This is a genomic window from Pseudomonadota bacterium (assembly GCA_026388255.1).
GTDB lineage: Bacteria > Desulfobacterota > Syntrophorhabdia > Syntrophorhabdales > Syntrophorhabdaceae > JAPLKB01.
The window spans coordinates 1-17,992 of the sequence record JAPLKC010000096.1 but is presented as its reverse complement, the minus strand read 5'-3'; the positions used below and the strand labels follow the sequence as shown (position 1 = coordinate 17,992).

General features: G+C 42.4%; 17 protein-coding genes. 8 read left to right on the top strand and 9 right to left on the bottom strand.

What is annotated here, in order from left to right:
- The first annotated feature begins 73 nt into the window (after positions 1–73).
- Entirely contained in the window at positions 74–505 is a 432-nt protein-coding gene (locus NT178_15020) for a phosphomannose isomerase type II C-terminal cupin domain (GenBank protein MCX5813839.1), read from the top strand.
- Between the two features lie 12 nt (positions 506–517).
- On the opposite strand, the gene ispG is transcribed toward NT178_15020, so the two are convergent.
- Positions 518–1,618, bottom strand: a complete 1,101-nt coding sequence (gene ispG / locus NT178_15015) for a flavodoxin-dependent (E)-4-hydroxy-3-methylbut-2-enyl-diphosphate synthase (GenBank protein MCX5813838.1) — start codon at positions 1,616–1,618, stop codon at positions 518–520.
- 156 nt (positions 1,619–1,774) lie between these two features.
- Here ispG and NT178_15010 point away from each other — a divergent pair, with 156 nt between their 5' ends.
- Both NT178_15010 and NT178_15005 read left to right on the top strand, forming a co-directional pair.
- On the top strand, positions 1,775–3,505 hold the full coding sequence (locus NT178_15010; protein MCX5813837.1) for a PAS domain S-box protein: 1,731 nt from the start codon (positions 1,775–1,777) through the stop codon (positions 3,503–3,505).
- Between the two features lie 25 nt (positions 3,506–3,530).
- Positions 3,531–4,178, top strand: a complete 648-nt coding sequence (locus tag NT178_15005; GenBank protein MCX5813836.1) for a response regulator transcription factor — start codon at positions 3,531–3,533, stop codon at positions 4,176–4,178.
- An 87-nt stretch (positions 4,179–4,265) separates the two neighbouring features.
- Here the strand turns inward: NT178_15005 and NT178_15000 are convergent, their stop codons facing one another.
- The 4 genes from NT178_15000 to NT178_14985 all read right to left on the bottom strand — a co-directional run bounded on the left by NT178_15000 (position 4,266) and on the right by NT178_14985 (position 9,301).
- Positions 4,266–5,066, bottom strand: coding sequence for a cytidylate kinase-like family protein (locus NT178_15000; GenBank protein ID MCX5813835.1), 801 nt, complete (start codon positions 5,064–5,066; stop codon positions 4,266–4,268).
- A 17-nt stretch (positions 5,067–5,083) separates the two neighbouring features.
- The gene (locus NT178_14995; GenBank protein ID MCX5813834.1) at positions 5,084–5,812 is read right to left on the bottom strand and encodes a TerC family protein; all 729 of its coding nucleotides are present in this window, start codon (positions 5,810–5,812) and stop codon (positions 5,084–5,086) included.
- Positions 5,813–6,132: 320 nt separating this feature from the next.
- Positions 6,133–7,059: a ParB/RepB/Spo0J family partition protein gene (locus NT178_14990; protein MCX5813833.1), complete on the bottom strand. Its 927-nt coding sequence runs from the start codon at positions 7,057–7,059 to the stop codon at positions 6,133–6,135.
- 97 nt (positions 7,060–7,156) lie between these two features.
- Positions 7,157–9,301, bottom strand: coding sequence for a cache domain-containing protein (locus NT178_14985; GenBank protein MCX5813832.1), 2,145 nt, complete (start codon positions 9,299–9,301; stop codon positions 7,157–7,159).
- Positions 9,302–9,674: 373 nt separating this feature from the next.
- Between NT178_14985 and NT178_14980 the strand changes: the two genes are divergently transcribed.
- The 4 genes from NT178_14980 (at position 9,675) to NT178_14965 (ending at position 13,288) form a co-directional block, all read left to right on the top strand.
- Complete coding sequence (locus NT178_14980; protein MCX5813831.1) at positions 9,675–9,809, top strand: OadG family protein; 135 nt, start codon at positions 9,675–9,677, stop codon at positions 9,807–9,809.
- 17 nt (positions 9,810–9,826) lie between these two features.
- A complete protein-coding gene (locus tag NT178_14975; protein ID MCX5813830.1) occupies positions 9,827–10,966 on the top strand; it encodes a sodium ion-translocating decarboxylase subunit beta in 1,140 nt (379 codons plus the stop codon).
- A 101-nt stretch (positions 10,967–11,067) separates the two neighbouring features.
- Positions 11,068–12,402, top strand: coding sequence for an SLC13 family permease (locus NT178_14970; protein MCX5813829.1), 1,335 nt, complete (start codon positions 11,068–11,070; stop codon positions 12,400–12,402).
- Positions 12,403–12,436: 34 nt separating this feature from the next.
- On the top strand, positions 12,437–13,288 hold the full coding sequence (locus NT178_14965; GenBank protein ID MCX5813828.1) for a cytidylate kinase-like family protein: 852 nt from the start codon (positions 12,437–12,439) through the stop codon (positions 13,286–13,288).
- Positions 13,289–13,320: 32 nt separating this feature from the next.
- Here the strand turns inward: NT178_14965 and NT178_14960 are convergent, their stop codons facing one another.
- The 3 genes from NT178_14960 to NT178_14950 all read right to left on the bottom strand — a co-directional run bounded on the left by NT178_14960 (position 13,321) and on the right by NT178_14950 (position 16,414).
- Positions 13,321–13,743 (bottom strand): hypothetical protein, encoded by a 423-nt coding sequence (locus NT178_14960; protein ID MCX5813827.1) that lies wholly within the window; start codon positions 13,741–13,743, stop codon positions 13,321–13,323.
- Positions 13,744–13,802: 59 nt separating this feature from the next.
- Positions 13,803–14,789 (bottom strand): hypothetical protein, encoded by a 987-nt coding sequence (locus tag NT178_14955; protein ID MCX5813826.1) that lies wholly within the window; start codon positions 14,787–14,789, stop codon positions 13,803–13,805.
- A 74-nt stretch (positions 14,790–14,863) separates the two neighbouring features.
- A complete protein-coding gene (locus NT178_14950; protein MCX5813825.1) occupies positions 14,864–16,414 on the bottom strand; it encodes a sigma 54-interacting transcriptional regulator in 1,551 nt (516 codons plus the stop codon).
- A gap of 252 nt (positions 16,415–16,666) precedes the next feature.
- Here NT178_14950 and NT178_14945 point away from each other — a divergent pair, with 252 nt between their 5' ends.
- Complete coding sequence (locus NT178_14945) at positions 16,667–16,993, top strand: hypothetical protein (GenBank protein MCX5813824.1); 327 nt, start codon at positions 16,667–16,669, stop codon at positions 16,991–16,993.
- A 157-nt stretch (positions 16,994–17,150) separates the two neighbouring features.
- On the opposite strand, the gene NT178_14940 is transcribed toward NT178_14945, so the two are convergent.
- The coding region (locus NT178_14940; protein MCX5813823.1) for a KUP/HAK/KT family potassium transporter at positions 17,151–17,992 on the bottom strand (842 nt) is incomplete at its 5' end.

Here is a 17,992-nt window from a genome sequence, read left to right as displayed (position 1 = left end):
TATACAATATTTTTATCCGGTACTCAATCGAGTATAGTTCAAAAAAACTTTTAAAACTGCCGCTCCATATCTGATGACAGTTGACTATACTTACATGAAGAAGTATAAAAAGATAATAAGTCCAAATAATTTTAATGAGGAGACACCCATGGAAATGGACGACGGGCATAAAGGCATGCCTCCCTGGGGGAGATGGTTTGTTATTCAGGATGAGATGGATTTTAAGGTAAAAAGGATTGAAGTGTTTCCGGGTAAAAGGCTGAGTTATCAGAAACATCTTAAGAGAGGGGAGCACTGGCAGATTGTTAGAGGCGAAGGGAAGGTCACAATAGACGGAAGAGAATATCTTTTAGTACCCGGTGATTGTATTAATATAGGGAAAGAAGCATTTCACAGGATCGAGAATATCGGGAAGGAAACGCTCATATTTATAGAAGTTCAAATGGGCGAATATTTTGGAGAAGATGATATAGTGAGAATTGAAGATGATTATGGAAGGCTATAGGGCAGGCAGCATTCAAGTTGTCATATTATAGATTGCTTCCATGAGGATGCCCTTTGCAATTTCTTTAGGTATGCCTGTTTTAATAATAGCCCCTTTTGAAAATAGAACAGCTTTGTTGGCGCCGAATGCTATGCCGATATCAGCTTCTTTTGCTTCTCCGGGGCCGTTAACTTCACAGCCCATTATGGCAACATTCAGGTTTGTCTCGAAGTGATCGACTTCTTTTTCAAAATCTGCAACAATATCGAATATATTGGTTTTACATCTTCCGCAGGTAGGACACGATATGATGTTGATGCCTCTTTTTCTAAGGCCGAGGTCCCTGAGAATATGGTAAGCAGCGGTAACTTCATAAACCGGGTTGCCTGTCAGAGATACCCTGATGGTGTCCCCGATACCCTCATAAAGCAGTATACCGATGCCTATAGCAGATTTTATCGCGCCCGAAAATATCGGACCGGCTTCTGTGATGCCAACGTGAAGGGGATAATCGCACTGTTCTGAAAATTTTTTATATGCGTCAACTGTCTGGTATATATCTGAAGCCTTCAGAGAAACCTTCAACTCCCTCCAGCCGAGATCTTCGAAGAATTTTACATAGTAAAGCGCGCTTTCAACCATTGCGTCCGCGCATGGCCGGGAGTATTTTTTAAGTATTCTTTTCTCAATCGAGCCGGTATTCAAGCCGATACGTATTGGAGTTTTTGTCTCTTTGGCAACAAGAACAACCTCCTTTACTTTTCGGACATTATTGATAGTTCCGGGATTTATCCGTATCGCGTCAATTCCGAGTTCCATGGCCTTTATGGCAATTTTATGATTAAAGTGAACATCTCCTATAATGGGCGTATCAATTCCATTTTTTAGAAAGGGGATAATATTACAGGTATCTTCCTGGGGTAATGCTATCCTTATCAGCTCGCACCCCGCTTTTTTAAGGGCCATTGCCTGATTTAATGTTTCCTGAGGATTTTCGGGATGAGTTTTGAGCATTGATTGAACAATAATCGGACTACCGCCGCCAATAGGAATATTACCGATTTTTATTTTTCTTGTTATTTTCCTTTTCATCTCTGACCCGTCGAAGAGTTGATGACCGTTTCTGATAGTCATTTACTCATTTTATTTTTAAATGTTTGACCAATATTATACCTTGCCTCCGGTTTTTGTCAATGACAGAATATTCTTAAAAAAAGTTATTTTCTTAATTAATAGACAATAAGACCGGATATATTATAAATTATCACGGGTTGTAGAATGGAGAAGCAAATGGATAAAAAAGAAAGCTGCAACAGTATGGAAAAAGAACTTGTTATGCTACGGAATAAAGTTGCCCGGCTTGAGCATTTACAACCAAAGTTAAAGCATATTCAAAAAGTTCTAAAGGAAAGCGAGAAACAATGCCGGTCTTTAATGAAGCAATCCTCGCGGGAAAATACTGAAAAAGAATTGCAGCGACAATCTGATAAATTGAGAGACCAGGCAGAACTTCTTGAAATTGCAGAGGATGCAATCATTGTCGGCAATCTTGATGGAGAGATTACATTCTGGAACAACGGGGCGATAGAGCGTTACGGATGGACAAAGGAAGAAGCTATAGGCAAAAACATACATAAGCTCCTGCGTACTGAATTTTCTAAACCGTTTGAAGAGATCAAGGCGGATGTATTCGGCAATGGACGATGGGACGGCGAGCTTATCCATACAAAGCGGGACGGAGGGCGAATCATTGTAGAGAGCAGGTGGGCTTTAAGGAGGGACAACAAGGGCAACCCCGTCGGAATAGTGGAGATAAACAACGATATTACAAAGCATAAACAGGTCGAAGAGACAATCCAGATGGCAAAAGATGAGCTTGAGCAACGGGTAAAGGAACGTACGGCAGAATTGATGGATGCAAACGAACGTCTCACCCTTGAACTTAACAGGCGTAAAAGTATTGTAGACATGCTTCACAAAGGCGCGGAGCGTTACAGAAATCTTTTTGAAAATTCCCCTATAGGCATTTACCGGACGAATCCCGATGGAAGGATATTTATGGCCAATCCTACCCTGTTAAGGATGCTCGGATATAACTCCATTAATGAGATGGCATCGAGTCAATTGAAAAGAGGGGATTACGAACCTACGTATCTGAAAAAGAGACTCAAGAAGCGCCTTGAAAAAGAAGAAAAGGTGAGAGGGTTTGAGACTAAATGGGTCAGGCGCGGCAGTCCTTTAATTTTTGTTCGTGAAAACGCCAAGGTTGTCCGTGGAACAGATGGCACAATTCTTTACTATGAAGGAACCGTAGAAGATATAACCGAGCAGAAAAAGGCAGAAGAAAAGATACAATCTTACCAGAAACAGCTCAGGTCTCTGGCCTCAGATCTCTCGCTGGCAGAGGAGAAGGAGAGACGGCGCATAGCCACCATGCTTCATGACCATATCGGCCAGGTACTTGCCGTTTCCAAGATCAAGCTGGGCGCCTTGATGGAATATGCAAAAACGAATGCACCCGGTGACAAATTAGAGGAAATCAGGGAATACATAGAACAGGCAATCCGTTATACCCGTTCATTGACCTTTGAACTGAGCCCGCCCATTCTTTACGATCTTGGTCTTGAGGCGGCGCTTGAATGGCTGACTGAGCAGATTCATGAACAGCATGGCCTTGATTATGAATTCGAAAATGATAACTATTTAAAGCCTGTTAACGATGAAATCCGTATTTTTCTTTTTATGGCAGTACGCGAGCTTCTGGTAAATGTGGCAAAACATGCCCGGGCATGGAAGGTAAAAGTGACTGTACGAAAAATTGAAAACAATATATCCATTCATGTTGTGGATGACGGTGTCGGGTTTAATGCAGCAAAGATGAATTTTTATTTTGATGAAAATAAGGGGTTCGGACTTTTCAGTATCCGGGAGCGTTTACATCATCTTGGAGGCCAGGTGGAAATAAGGTCGCAAAAGGGGCGAGGGACAAGGATTGTCCTTAATGCACCGTTGAAGAGTTAGCGAATAGGTAAAAGGAGAGATTGCCATGGGTATAAAAATTCTTCTGGCAGATGACCATAAAATTATAAGGGAAGGATTACACGCCCTGCTCGAAAAGAATCCGAACATGGAGGTTGTTGCAGAAGCACAGGATGGATTAACAGCGGTGCGTCTTGCCAAAAAACTTTTGCCGGATATCGTGATTATGGATATCGGCATGCCGGATATGAACGGGATTAATGCAACCGGCCAGATTATTTCAGAGACAAAAGGTATCAGGGTAATTGCCCTTTCAATGCATTCGGACAGGAGGTTTGTACTACAGATGTTAAAAGCCGGCGCATCAGGATATCTTTTGAAGGACAGCGCCTTTGAAGAGCTTGAACTGGACATCATGACCGTTATGTCCGGCCAGCCCTATCTGAGCCCGAAGATAACGGATGTGGTGATAAAGGAATATATTCATAATATACCGGCAAATGAGGCTACAGCCTTTACACCGTTAACCGCAAGGGAACGGGAAGTGCTTCAGCTTCTTGCAGAAGGCAAAACGACCAGGCAGATAGCAGCTCATTTAAATATCAGTGTTAAGACTATCGAAACCCATCGGCAGCAGGTTATGGAGAAGTTAAACATGCATAGTATCGCCGAATTGACAAAATATGCAATAAGGGAAGGGCTTACCTCGCTATAAGTTATGACCTCCGGCTGAGTCTCATAGCATAACGGCCAGAGTTAGTCTGGCCGTTATGCTTATCCCATACTCTATTATTACAGGTTTTCAACGGTAATTCAGTTCACATTTTACCGGTATGTTGCCGGCAAGACGCCTTGCTTCATCCTCAAGATTCTTATACTCTTTAGGATTATGGACTACCCCCTTAAGGACAATCGTGTCATTGCTCGGGAATATATTAAGGGTCGGGACAAAGAATTTTGAATTTGTCAAAATGCCGGCTTTTACACGAAATGCAGCAGCCTTCATCCTGAGTATATTTTTTGCGTCCTCAGTTTTGAGCTGATCTTTTTCTGCAAGAGTAGTCTTTAGAGAGGCCATGATCATATCTGTAGACTGAACGGCTGTATTGAAGATAATATCGTAGTAGGTGTGGACATTCCAATCTGCGCCGTATACCGTGCCGATAAAGCCTTTGCTCTCTTTGTCAAGTTTCTTTATCATCCACTGAGCTGTTGCCCTGTCTGTATTCTCACGATTCTGGACCATCTCGATTCGCTTATCAAGAGGTGCTTCAAAACGGACTTTTAGAACATAAGAAATGTCCTTAAGGAGAAAATTTGCGCCTCTGCCCATGATTACCACATTATCCTTCAATGCGTAATCAAATATAAGGCTCTGTTGCAGCGCCACAAACCCTCTAAAAGACCAGTCATATCTTTCCCATATTGTGGGGTGATGTTCTTCAAATTCCTTTTCCCATTTTTCCCATTCCTGACCTTTTTCCCTGATATCTGTGAGAATTTGTTCTCTGTCGATGTATTCATACCCGATTTCGTGGGCTATTTCCTGTCCTATCTGTCTGCCGCTGCTTCCGTGCTGCCTTGATATGGTTAAGGTTGCCATGATAAAACCTCCTTTTTTCAGTTAGTTTGGGTTTCGTTCCCCTCTTTGTTTTGCTTACTTATCTTCCACTTCATCCAGAGTTTGCCTACCACAACCACAGCAATTGCGCCTACAACCTCTACAATATACTGGGTGGTCTTGCCTGTGTGGAGGAATGACTGTACAAAGGGATCTGTGATTATCATCTCTCCTGAAACCTTTCCAAGTACCATGGCCCCAAGATACACAATAATGGGATATTTATCCATCAACATGGCAAGAAGGTTGCTCGTAAATACTATAAAGGGGATACTTAACACCAATCCGAAGATAATCAGAAAATTATTGCCGTGGGACGCGCCTGCTACGGCAAGCATGTTATCGAGACTCATGACAATATCGGCAATTATGACGGTTATCATGGCCTGCCATATGGTCTTCGGCTCCTTTTTGACGCCCTCTTCCGGCGCTCCCTCTATAAAAAGTTTCAACGCTATCCACATAATAAGGGCGCCGCCACAGAACTTCAGTCCCTTTATACCGAGAAGCTGGGCAACTACGATTGTCAGTAAAATCCTTAATATAATCGCTCCGCCTGCGCCTAACATAATGCCTCTAACCCTTTGTTTGGGCGCCAGATTACGGACAGCCATTGCAATAACAACCGCATTGTCTCCTGCCAGGACAAGGTCGATAAGTATAATCATTAAAAAACCACTGATAAATTCCCACGTAAAATTAAAATAACCAAAACTTCCGAAATCCATGATATTCACCTCTTAATTAAACATTATACGATATACTTATTTGATTTTAAAGGTCAAAATAATAATCGTGCTATTTTATAACCCACAGGTCTCTTTCCTGTCAATCAGGGCAATCCTGATTTTCCCCTTCGAAAAACCTTAGATAACTCCAGTGAATAGTCGTTAGTGAATAGTTAAAAACATATTTACTATTAACTTCTAACTTCCTTCATCACATTTTCTGCCTTTTTACCTATTTCACTGCCTTCATCTCGCTTCATGGCTTTACCAGCTTCACAAGTCCGCCTATCTTTTCTACTATTCACTATTCACTGCCCTTCTCACACCTGTGGCGGTCTTTTCTTTCCGTATGGGATCATAGGCGCATGTTGTTGGACATAATCACAGAAAACCTGTAGTTCATAGAGGAGTTTTTCAACGTCTTCCCGTATATAGGTTGCAAGACCCTTCTCAAAGACTGTTTTTATGGATAAAATACCCTTAACCTGTTTTTTCACGGTTATGGGCTTTGTATCGGCAGGGTCAGGTTTAACTTTTTTGTATGCGGTGAGCATTCTTTCCAGAATAATATAAGTAACCGGCGTTTTCAAAATATCGGTAAATATCTTCATACGATCGGGACATTCAAGGTTGGCAGCGAATAGGTACCCCTGGGAAACAGGGAGGTTTCCCGACCTGATTTCGGCCTGAATCTCAGGAGGAAGTTTTAAAAGTGATAGCCCGTTATACACCGTCTTTATTGATTTTCCGGTGATTTCTAATATCTCAGCAACATTTGCTGAGAACCCCTCTGCAATGTAGTCGGACGATCTCATTACGCTGACCAAATCGTTCATCACCCCATCCACATCATAATTTTTATCGGGAAGTTTTGCTTGGATATACGCCAATATCCCCTTTGCCTGATCAATAGGATTCAGGTCTTCCCGCTGGAGGTTTTCAGTCAACTGATAAGCAAGTATCTCATCTTTCTGGGTCATTGTATTAACAACACGCGCCGGAATGGATTCCAGATCAAGCTTTTGTACAGCCAGATATCGGCGTTCTCCGCAGAGCAGCAGGTATTTGCCGTCTTTAGGCGTCACAAGCACAGGTTCAAGAACACCCCGATCTTTAATCGACTCCATGAGGGATTTAAAAGACTCGCTTTCTGTATCTATGCCTGACCGAATCTGTTCTTCCACGATAATATTTTCCAGAGGCAAATACAAAAATTCCGGACTTTCAACTGTTTTCTTTGTTGCCATCTTGACCCCCCTTGTTTAGTGTTTGGTATTGTCTTGTAAATAGTCTGTTTCAGTCGCACACTTTTTTTTGTTATAGCAACAGCAAGTATTGAAGACGTTAATAGAAAGTGATCATGGTAATTGTAAATAACGCCCCCAGTATTACCGGCCAGTATAGTAACTTTGAAAAAAGATTCCCCTTATATTGAATAAAAGATGACTTGTTTCCGCCTACAAACAGGATGGCGCTTATCGGAACCCATAAAAGGGCAATGTAGATAACGAAATAAAAATACTCAAGATAGAATATTTCCTGTGTAGGGATTCTACCCCTGGTGTTGATATGTGAAAAAATAATAACAAAACACATTGACCCTATAAAAACCAGATTTTCCCCAATGTCCATGGCAAACTTTTTTGACATTTTCTCTTCAGCCATAATAAACATAACGGCAAACAAGAGCAACGCCACAATGATAAGGGGGGTCATATTTCGAATGAATGCATCAACCAGATTCCTTTTTATCATTATGTTAAAATATAGTTCAGGAAAATTATCCTGGCCTGAGTAATCTTGAATCCCGAAATTTGTGTCATAATTTTTCATTATAAATTCGAAAAAGGTATTTTTTACTTCCCAGTCAGGAATAACAAAATCTTTCCCCAGGCCCGGCAAGGTACTCGGATTGATAAATTTATATGCCTCGAGGTCAGGAATAAGAATCACATTTTTACCGAGATCCTGATGACGAATCTGTATCCCAAGTCTTTCGTAATCAACAGGGTATCTGGAATAATCAAGACGTCCATACAGCGTAGCCTGAAAATACCAGCCAATTACCCTCATGTCTTTTTGCATAAAGGAATAGGCTTCGCTGATTTTTATATCACCTATGGCATCGGGAAGGATAAACCCCCGGGAAATATCTTTGTGGGTCTTGTTGTTATATTTCTGCCAGATATATCCGCTCATTAATATCTTATTTGCCCCGGAGAACTCAGCCGACCGTATAAAGATTCCGGTTGGTACATATTTCGGTTCGCCGGCACCTCTTTGAATAAATTCCTTGCTATATGAATGCATAAAACTATCCAGACCGGCCTTTCCGATAATCTTTACACCTCTACTTTTCAAGTCTGTATCAAATGACAATGCAATGTGCCAGAGAATACCTATCCCTGATAGAAGCACAATGAAAACAATGGTGCAAATCCTCCAGAGATTCCCGTTGTCACCTTCATAAGCGCGGAAAACAAGCGATGAGAACGACAGACCAAAAATTGTTAAGACAAGGACAATCACCATAAGTTGTCGCCTGAGAATATCAAGGTTTACCGGAATATCATCTTTGATAAATGTGAGATGTAATGACCATCCAGCGGAAGGTATTGGCTCAAAAATAAGCCACGAAGGGAGTCCCGTGGTAACACCGGTATGTTCTACAACCCCTTTTTCGCCTCTCAATGATTTTATGCCTGCTATTTCCCTCCCCGTATCTTTCGATTCCCCTGCCACGTCAAAGATTGTTTTTGATTTTTGAACATACTCCCTGTTGGGGTGATAAAGATACACACCTTTTTTTGATATGACCGCGCCGTAACCGCTATGGCCAAAATCAAGGGAGTCCACTATATTTTTCACCCAATCCAGGGAAATATCAAGGGCTACCACGCCAAGAGCGATTTTTTCCTTTGTTGCAGAGTCAACCTTGTAAAAGGGGACAGAATATGTGGTCATCAGGACACCGCCTGCCTGTCCGGAATAAGGCCCGACCCACATGGCCCCTTTTTCCATTGGAAGGGTATACCACTCGTGTTCCGATTTAGTATAGTCATAGACTGATTCTACCTGAATTAATTGCGGTTTCCCGTATTTTCTCGCATAGTAAGACGCATGGAGCCTGACCTTTGGATTGTATGCATAAGGCCTATAAGCAATGGCAATACCGTGAATGTGCAGGTTCTCATCAACAATATCCCTGATTTTCTTTAAAATCTCTTTCATGCTGAGTTTGTTGGCTGTTAAATCATCAGCAATATTTTGAGCAATAGACATACGTTTTTTAAGAATATTGTCTATTGCTCTTGCGCCCTCCATGGTATGGTGAACCACCTGGTTTTTAACTTTTTTTGCAATGGTGTTTTTATAGGAAATATGATTATAGATAAGAAAAATAGAGAGAAAAAAGCTGAATAGGGTAGCCAGCAGCAAACACCAGAACATCAGTTTTTGTATTTTACCCTTGGGGAAAAGCTTCTCCATAATTGCCCGTTTGAAATCTTATTATAGATTAAACAAAAAAACAAGAGGGGAGGGGCCCGGAGTTTCCTGAGTTTTTCCTACCCGGCCTCTGCACATAGTGATGCAATGGGAAGGCGTTGCCTGTCTGTGCGCTATGTACGTAACGATGAGGCCCATGGTCTGCGAGTTTTAGAACCAGGAAAATCAGGTTTTTCGAATCATAAAATCAGGAATACCCTGATTGTCAGGGAACGGATGCAGTGTTAAACTGCAGACCGACAAAAGATAAAGATTATAGACATGTGGCGATTTGTGAAATAATTCTCTTGACAATATATTAGTTAATTATTTATGAATAACAAGACAAAATATCAAACCCCGAGGAGGCAGGCTTATGATGGATAAATGGACATTCGGTTTAACCTTGCTTGTAGTAGGCATGGGCGGAACAATTGCTACACTCATTTTATTCAGTTTTATAATGAGTGCTTTGAAAAAGATATTTCCGTACAGAAAAGATGAAGAATAGGAAAGGAGGAAAATTAGATGACTGAAGCAATATTAGGTGGTTTATCAGGACTTATAGCAGGTTTTTCAGCCCTGCACTGGTCAAATGTGGTGATGATGATAATAGGTGGAATCCTCCTTTATCTGGGAATTAAAAAGGATTTTGAGCCGTTGCTTCTTGTTCCCATTGGTTTCGGTTGTATTATCGTGAATATTCCCCTTGCAGATCTTATGGAAAAAGAAGGCTTTCTCAGGACCCTCTATGATATGGGCGTTATAACGGAATTGTTCCCCTTACTCATCTTTGTCGGTATCGGGGCTATGACAGATTTCAGGCCTGTACTGGAAAGCCCCTATACTTTTCTTCTCGGGGCAGCAGGGCAGCTCGGTATATTTCTGGTACTTCTTCTTGCCCTTTGGATGGGTTTTCCCTATAACGAAGCTGTTACTATCGGTATTATAGGCGCCTGCGACGGGCCGACAGTTATCTTTGTTGCATCCAAATATGCAAAGGAGCTGCTTGGTCCCTGCACGGTTGCGGCATATTCATATATGTCATTAGTACCGGTGCTTCAGCCGCCGATTATGAGGATGCTTACCACAAAGAAAGAACGTGTGACTATCATGAAGACACACAAGAAGACAGTGTCGGATACCACAGCGCTGCTTTTCCCGATTGTCATCACAATAGTTGGTGGTCTTATTGCACCAATGGGATTACCGCTTCTTGCAACGATTATGCTCGGCAATTTCATGAAGGAGTCAGGCGCAGTTGCCAGACTTACCAAAGCATCTGAAAATGAGATAGCCAACATCGTTACCTTATTTCTCGGATTATCAATCGGTGCTACAATGAACGGACCGTTATTTGTTAAACCTACAACCTTAATTATTCTTGCACTGGGTCTTTTGGCTATATGCCTTGATACGGTTGGCGGCGTACTCTTCGGAAAGATACTCTATTACGTGACAGGCGGAAAGGTTAACCCCTTGATCGGCGCAGCCGGCATCTCGGCATTCCCCATGTCTGCCCGTGTAGTCCAGAAAGAAGGTCAGAAGTACAACAGAAAGAATTATCTTCTTATGCATGCCATGGGCGCCAATGCAGGCGGCCAGGTCGGTTCTGTTATGGCAGCAGCGGTTATGCTGTCCGTACTGAAAGCCATGGGAGTAATTTGATTTAAAAAAAATTGTATACATTAATTAAAATATTTGATACAAATAAAGGCGGGTTTATTTCCCGCCTTTTTTGTATCACAATTAACAGGGGGTAATGAGACATGGATTTTATACAAATTGCAGCAAGCGTTATCTTCCTCGCCAGTATCATCCTTGTAATCACCGGTTGGATTGACAGCGTCATCGCTGCGCTCTCAGGGATCATTCTGATGATCTTTGTCGGCATTTACAGCGATATTGATGCCTTTAAGATTGTTGACTGGAATGTCATAGCCATACTCCTGAGCATATGGATTATATCGGGCTATTTCGGTAAATCCGGTGTGCCGGACTTTCTGGCTGCTATTATCTTAAAGATGTCCAAGGGAAACGTGGCAATTTTTGTAACAGTCCTTGGTATGCTTGCCGGATTTGTATCAATGCTGATCGACAATGTAGTAGTTGTCCTCATGTTCGCGCCTGTTGTGTTTCATGCATGTCGACGATTCAATTTTCCTGCTTTTGCGCCTGTCATGTTCGTCGGTTTATGCGCAAACTTCATGGGTACGGCAATGCTGTTGGGTGATTTGCCTCCACAGATGCTCCACAGTGTTTCAGGCATAGAATTCAGCGGTTTCCTGTGGTATCTGGGGCGGCCCTCATCATTTTTTATCCTCTGTATCTCATACATTATTACATGCGGATCTTTTTACTGGATATTTTCAAAAAAGTACAAGGATATACGCATGGATGTTGCATCCATGTCTGAGGAAAAACCCCTTGACCATATAAAGGATAAACCCTTTGCCATAATCACTTGCAGCATCTTTGTGCTCACAATCGTTGCTATGGCCTTAAGACCAATATTCGGTTATACCCTCGGGTTTATTGCCATGTGGGGCGCTATGGCAATCATGCTTATATTTGAAGTTTTTAAGGACCGTTTTACCCTGGAAATTCCCAATGTTGAACAGGTATTTTCAGAGTTGGACTGGAGGGCCATATTCTTTTACGTTTCTCTTTTTGCTTTGGTTGGCGGTCTGGAACATGCCGGGGTGATAAAACTCGTATCCAATGCAATTACTCCATTGATCCAGAAAAGCCTGATAGGGGGCGCAACAGCTCTCTACTGGGTAACGGCCCCAATCGTGGGTATTGTGGAGCATGATGCCTATATCCTTACCATGCTCTATGTCATCAGAGACCTCGCAAAAGATACGGGGATGAACCCCTGGCCGTTGTACTGGATGTTATTATGGGCCGGTACGTTGGGCAGTAACCTGACTGTTGCAGGTGCCCCTGCATTATTTGTAGCCAAAAGCATGGGTGAGAAAGAAGACCAGAGAAAGGTCGGTTTAAAAGAATTTCTGGGCATTACAGTGCCCTATGTTATTATATCGCTGATTTTTTGTTATATCCCGGCAATGCTGGTCTGGGTGATCCCATTTCAGAAATAGATTCTTCCAAAAAAGACATTTACAAGGAGGGGCTATGGCCATACTGACGATAGCAAGGGAATACGGAAGCGGTGGCAAAGAGATCGGCAAAAGCATAGCCGGGCTCTTGGATTATGGATATGTTGACAGAAAACTGATTCTTGAGGATATGAAGAAGGTGGGCGCCAGTTGGGAGGAGCTGACAAAATATCTTGACGAAAATCAACCGACTGTTATCGAGAGATATGAATGGTCTTACAGGGGTTTTGTGGCTTTAAATCAAAGTCACATTCTTAATTATGCTTTGCATGACAGGGTTGTGATTATGGGAAGAGGCGGCAATTTCCTTTTGAACGGGATGCCACATGCTTTGAGGATACGGACGACAGCGCCAATTAAAAAGAGGATTGAAAATGTAATGCGATGGCAGGAAATCAATAACAGTGAAGACGCCCGATTTCTCATAGAAAAGGCTGATAAAGAGATGGCAGGCGCTGTCTATCTGATTTATGGAAGTGCCTGGGATGACCCTGAACAATACGATTTTGTTTTTGATACAAGCACTAAAACATATGATGAAATTATCAATATTGTAAAAGAAGAGCTTGAAAAAAGAGATAAAGTATATACGGAAAAGACAGGCAAAGTGCTACAGTTAAAGGCCCTTGCAGCAAAAATAAGGGCGGAAATCGCAATAAACTCTGACCTGTCCGTATCAACACTTGAGGTAGGATTTAAAGAAGAAGGTCTTGTGGAATACGGGTTGGTTGCAGGTGGTGTCGTGCACAACATAGACGACAAGAAAAATATCGAAGAAATTGTCAAGAAATTATCGGGGGATGTTCCTGTCGAGTTCGGGTTTCAATACAGGATGCATCCGAGGCTTGGGGATATACAGTATAAATGAGAGACGGGAATTTAAGTTGAAGCCCATTGATCTCAGTATGGCTTGTTCGGAGGTCCTGACTGCGGGTAATCCCAGCCGAAACCCCACCGGAAAGGAGTCGGCAGCCACCATACGCCGCCTGCCCTGACACCGTAGTACATAAAAAAAGCTGTTATTGGATGGCCTTTCTCCGATACGCACTTTTTCAACTCTCCATCGGCATTCAATCTTTCCTCACGGGTGCCGCCTGCCCAGTATGCCAGATCGTGCTTGATACAACATTCCACCCAGTTGCCGTCAGGGAAACATGAGCAGCCGTCGGATTTAAAGGCATGAGAAGGAAGCGGTTCCTTTATGTTGCTTCCGGAGTAAATATCAGCGGCTATTTTGCTGACCTCGTTTGAATGTCCCGCACAGCCGGCAAACAGCATAGAGAAACACAATAAATATAAAAACAACCTGAGCAACTTTTTCATAATCTGTTACCTCATTATGCCCGTAAGAACAACCCGCTGCTTGCAACTGGATGGTCTATTTATATTCCCTTAAATTCCATTTTAGCGAAAATCGGGCCGATCACTGTATCCATTGCCAACCATTGGTAAGTTTTTACGGCTTCCTGAAATCTGTACCAGTCTGTTTCTTTGTAATTTCCCTTCCAGACCCACCCTGTTTCACTTGTAGGAACATTATATTCACCACCTGAATACAGGATTTCATCATTCACAAAATCAATTGCCTCTTTAAACCATTGTTTTTTATCGTATTCAATAAAATCGTTGCCGATCAAGGCCTTATATTGATTAATACGATCTTCCTTGCTGTTGTCATATGTGCCGATTGCTTCATCTATCTGGGCTATTAAATAGCTGCTATCATCAGGAGTGTTGAGAAAATTGGTGTATTTTTCATAGATGCATCGAGCTGCGTCAAGGAAACGTTTCTTGTTGTCTATTTCCGAGTGACTTGGAACAAGGCGTTCATCTTCCCAAATTAAGCCCGGCACATCCGGTTTATGTTTGGCATCGGCGTGTCCGATATTGGGAATAAGGTTTTCAATAATGCCTTTCATTTCATTGAAGCCTTCATTAAATCCGACAAAATTCTGATGAGCAAAGGTGTCTGCATACATATGTGTGGCTATACCTATGCTGTAAGGGTTACGAGAATAAAGGGCAGCTTGAAGCAGTTGTTTGCTGTTAAGATTATCGGGTATGGTATTCATTATATGAAGCTTGCCGTCGCGTCGATGGGCAGTATTGCCGGTAATCTCTGTTAATGTTCCCGGCATGAAATGAAAAACCGGGTAGATCCTCATATATTCTTTCTGCGGATTAAAGATATCCATTGTTTGGCTGATATAGTTTAAATATTCATCCGGGTGGCCTTTGTGAATTTTATATATTGTATCATTGTCATCGGTGTACTGTGATGAGTATGCGATTATCCGGGCATCTTCCGGCTTGAAACCAGCCCTGCGTGCGATGATGCAAGTAATGTAATAATGAAATTCCATATCCATAATTCACCCCCATTATTTATCGGGATCATACGATATCCCGTTTTTCTTCATTGATTGCGATGAGGTTTTCCGGACTATGTTTTTGCTGCCCTGCCGAATGGGATACTCAACTTCCTCATCCTGTGCCGCAAGGTACCGGGATTTATCCCCAGGATGGCGGCTGCCCCTTTTTGTCCCTCCACCCTTCCCCCGGCCATTTTCAAAGCCATTCTGATATGCTGTGTTTCAATGTTGTTGAGTGACAGATCATTGTTTTCCTGGCTGTACCCCATGTATTCCGACTGCTCATTGCTGTGTATCTGTATGCCGACAATGTCTTCGAAGCTCAGTGGTCTCCCGCCGTGAATAATAATCGCGCGCTCGAGGACATTGCTCAACTCCCTTACGTTGCCCGGCCAGTCATAATCAACAAGTAGTTCCATGGTGCCGGGCAAAAGGGCCGGTTTAAAATGCAAGCCGATTTCAATTGCCTTTTTTCGCATGAAATAATCAATAAGGCCCGGGATATCAACCTTGCGTTCCCTGAGGGGCGGGATATATATGGGAAACACACATAAGCGGTAGTACAGATCGTCCCTGAAAAGGTTTTCTTTTACAAGTGTCTTGAGGTCCTTATTGGTAGCAGAGATAATCCGTATTTCGACTTTTATGGAATGGGTTCCGCCAACGCGCTCTATTTCTTTCTCCTGAAGGACTCTGAGCAGGCGAACCTGGGCATGAAAAGGCAGTTCGCTGACTTCATCGAGAAAGATGGTGCCTCCATCGGCACGTTCAAATCTGCCTCTTTGTTGGGATAGGGCGCCGGTGAAGGCGCCTTTTTCATGACCGAAAAGCTCGCTGTCGATAAGAGATTCGGGTATGGCCCCGCAGTTGACCTTTATAAGAGGTCCATTGTTTATAGTTGAATAATTGTGAATTGCATTGGCAATAAGTTCCTTACCGGTGCCTGTCTCACCATAAAGTAATACGGGACTCGACTGAGGCGCCACTTTCAAGATTTGTTCCATTACCCCTTTCAGGCCGAATTCAGCGCCTATGATCTCTTCGCTGAAACCACGTCGTAATTCGTTCTGAAAATATTTACTGTCGTCTGCAAGCATCTCTTTAAGCTTCATCAATTCCATATAGCGACGACTATTGGCAAGGGCAACTGCCGCAGGCTCATTTATAAGTGACCATAGTTTTGCATCATCTTCCGTGTATCGTCCTTTCCCGGTTGCCCTGCCAATTAAAGACCCGACAAATTTATTTTCAACAATAAGCCGTCCAACGATAATGGAGGAGTCAGTCCAACGGTACTTTCCGGCAACGATTGCAAGTATTTCATCCTTGTATACATCGTCCGATGTCCTTACCCGCGGGAATTTGAAGGGGTCTTCCAGTTGTCTCTGAAGATGCGGGGGCATGGGGATTTTATCCGTACTTGAAATGCCGCCATCCTCATACGCGGTTGCAACTACATCTAATGTTCCCGTGCTGTGGTTATATTCGGTCAGAATAAGTTCGTCAGTGGGTATGATGTTACGGACGTAAAGGAAACAATGCCAGAGTGCCTTTTCAATCTCGAGGCTCCCGCATATACGTAATGTAGTTTCTCTGAAAAACAGGTTTTCATCTATCTTCATAGAACTTTTACCAGAAGAACCTTGTCATATTTAGCATTTTACAGGATTTCATATAACTATGTAAATAATATTCTATCATATTTAACAGATATTATCAGTACTGAGATATGTGTCAGTTAACATCTGTTAAATATGATAGATATATAGTCTCTATATCCATAACGTATTGATCATACAGTTAATTGGTATTTGGCACAATCCTTGCTTATTGAGTAATGTATGATAATGAAGTCAGAATATAAGGAGGGTGCCATGGCTATGAAATGGAATCTGGAATCTGATATAAACAACAAAACAATGGAAGAAGTGCTTATAGAAATATTCGGTTGCACCTCTCCCGATAAGAGGGTAGCCAAAATCCATTCAATCAGCCGGATAAAAGGGATCGAAACAGAATTTTACCTGGCCGGAAATGCCATGGAGACTATGCTTATAGAAATATTCGGATGCAGCTCTCTGGTGGATGGCAACGCAATAAAACTTGAGATTGGCAAGGATATAAGGAGAATCAATAGAGAACCCTTTCCGGATTGGAATGCAGATGACCGTGACACGATGCCCCTGACCGTTAATGCTTGATCGCTGATCAACTTGGATTGATCAGATTATATATGGCATGGTATGTGGATACGGGGTCACCTTGATAGTTAGTTCTCTGCATGTCCGCCCGTATCACCATACCCGATATACCTCTCGTAAAAACCCGCCATTATTTATCATTCCGAAAGAAGTTATGTTAAATGGTTACCCGAATCGGCAGTATGACGGTAGTGATCCCATCCCATTGCAGACGCCTCTGAATAGCATGCGCAGTTTCATTGTGCAGCAGCTTTTGAAATGGATGCTCATGTTGGAATACGAGTTTTCCGGTAAAAACCGTCGACCTCGGAAATTTATTAACTGTAGCTTCAACGAGATCAGTTACGGTTTCTATTACGTCAGCTCCTAAATCAGTAGCGTAGTCAGCAGGAAATCCATGTTGACGGGTTGTTTTAACATATTTAATCAGATCTTGTTCAACTGACTTCTTTAAGGCTTCTATCTCGGCGATGCCTTTAAATGTGCCGGAATCAACCTCTGCAACAGAGACAAAGATATAGTTTTTGTATACGTTGGGAAAATTCCGGACTATAGAAAGCAGCGTATGGAGGCCAAACCCGCTGAATCCGCTTACAAGCAGAATGGCTGTCATGTCTTTCGGGTTTACTGGGTCATTATTGAACGGGCCGGAAGGTGGTATATCCGTCAATATATCTCCGAGTTTGCGCATAGCCACCTGCACTCTCTTGTAGTGGTTACGAATTATGTAACATAAGCCTATTACCAGTGATGTAACAAAGAGCGTAACCCATCCGCCTTCTCCGAATTTCTCATAGATGGTTATTATAAGGATAGTTAAGCAAAGGATGAGACCTATAATATGAATAGCTATATGTTTCTTCCAGCCCCGATCAACCCCTTTGTTTTTTATAAAGAAACGGACCATTCCAAACTGGGACAGAGAAAAGGTGAGAAAGACATTGATCGAGTACATGATGATAAGGGCAGAGACTGAACCGTGGGTATAGATAAGGAGAA

Bases quoted from the DNA above. Each gene is read 5' to 3' on its own strand.
- NT178_14950 (MCX5813825.1), bottom strand. From the start codon at position 16,414: ATGAAGATAGATGAAAACCTGTTTTTCAGAGAAACTACATTACGTATA.
- NT178_14960 (MCX5813827.1), bottom strand. From the start codon at position 13,743: ATGAAAAAGTTGCTCAGGTTGTTTTTATATTTATTGTGTTTCTCTATG.
- NT178_15000 (MCX5813835.1), bottom strand. From the start codon at position 5,066: ATGGCAACCTTAACCATATCAAGGCAGCACGGAAGCAGCGGCAGACAG.
- NT178_14980 (MCX5813831.1), top strand. From the start codon at position 9,675: ATGATGGATAAATGGACATTCGGTTTAACCTTGCTTGTAGTAGGCATG.
- NT178_14995 (MCX5813834.1), bottom strand. From the start codon at position 5,812: ATGGATTTCGGAAGTTTTGGTTATTTTAATTTTACGTGGGAATTTATC.
- NT178_14990 (MCX5813833.1), bottom strand. From the start codon at position 7,059: ATGGCAACAAAGAAAACAGTTGAAAGTCCGGAATTTTTGTATTTGCCT.
- NT178_14955 (MCX5813826.1), bottom strand. From the start codon at position 14,789: ATGGATATGGAATTTCATTATTACATTACTTGCATCATCGCACGCAGG.
- NT178_15005 (MCX5813836.1), top strand. From the start codon at position 3,531: ATGGGTATAAAAATTCTTCTGGCAGATGACCATAAAATTATAAGGGAA.
- NT178_15020 (MCX5813839.1), top strand. From the start codon at position 74: ATGACAGTTGACTATACTTACATGAAGAAGTATAAAAAGATAATAAGT.
- NT178_14975 (MCX5813830.1), top strand. From the start codon at position 9,827: ATGACTGAAGCAATATTAGGTGGTTTATCAGGACTTATAGCAGGTTTT.
- NT178_14985 (MCX5813832.1), bottom strand. From the start codon at position 9,301: ATGGAGAAGCTTTTCCCCAAGGGTAAAATACAAAAACTGATGTTCTGG.
- NT178_14970 (MCX5813829.1), top strand. From the start codon at position 11,068: ATGGATTTTATACAAATTGCAGCAAGCGTTATCTTCCTCGCCAGTATC.
- NT178_14945 (MCX5813824.1), top strand. From the start codon at position 16,667: ATGGCTATGAAATGGAATCTGGAATCTGATATAAACAACAAAACAATG.
- ispG (MCX5813838.1), bottom strand. From the start codon at position 1,618: ATGACTATCAGAAACGGTCATCAACTCTTCGACGGGTCAGAGATGAAA.
- NT178_14965 (MCX5813828.1), top strand. From the start codon at position 12,437: ATGGCCATACTGACGATAGCAAGGGAATACGGAAGCGGTGGCAAAGAG.
- NT178_15010 (MCX5813837.1), top strand. From the start codon at position 1,775: ATGGATAAAAAAGAAAGCTGCAACAGTATGGAAAAAGAACTTGTTATG.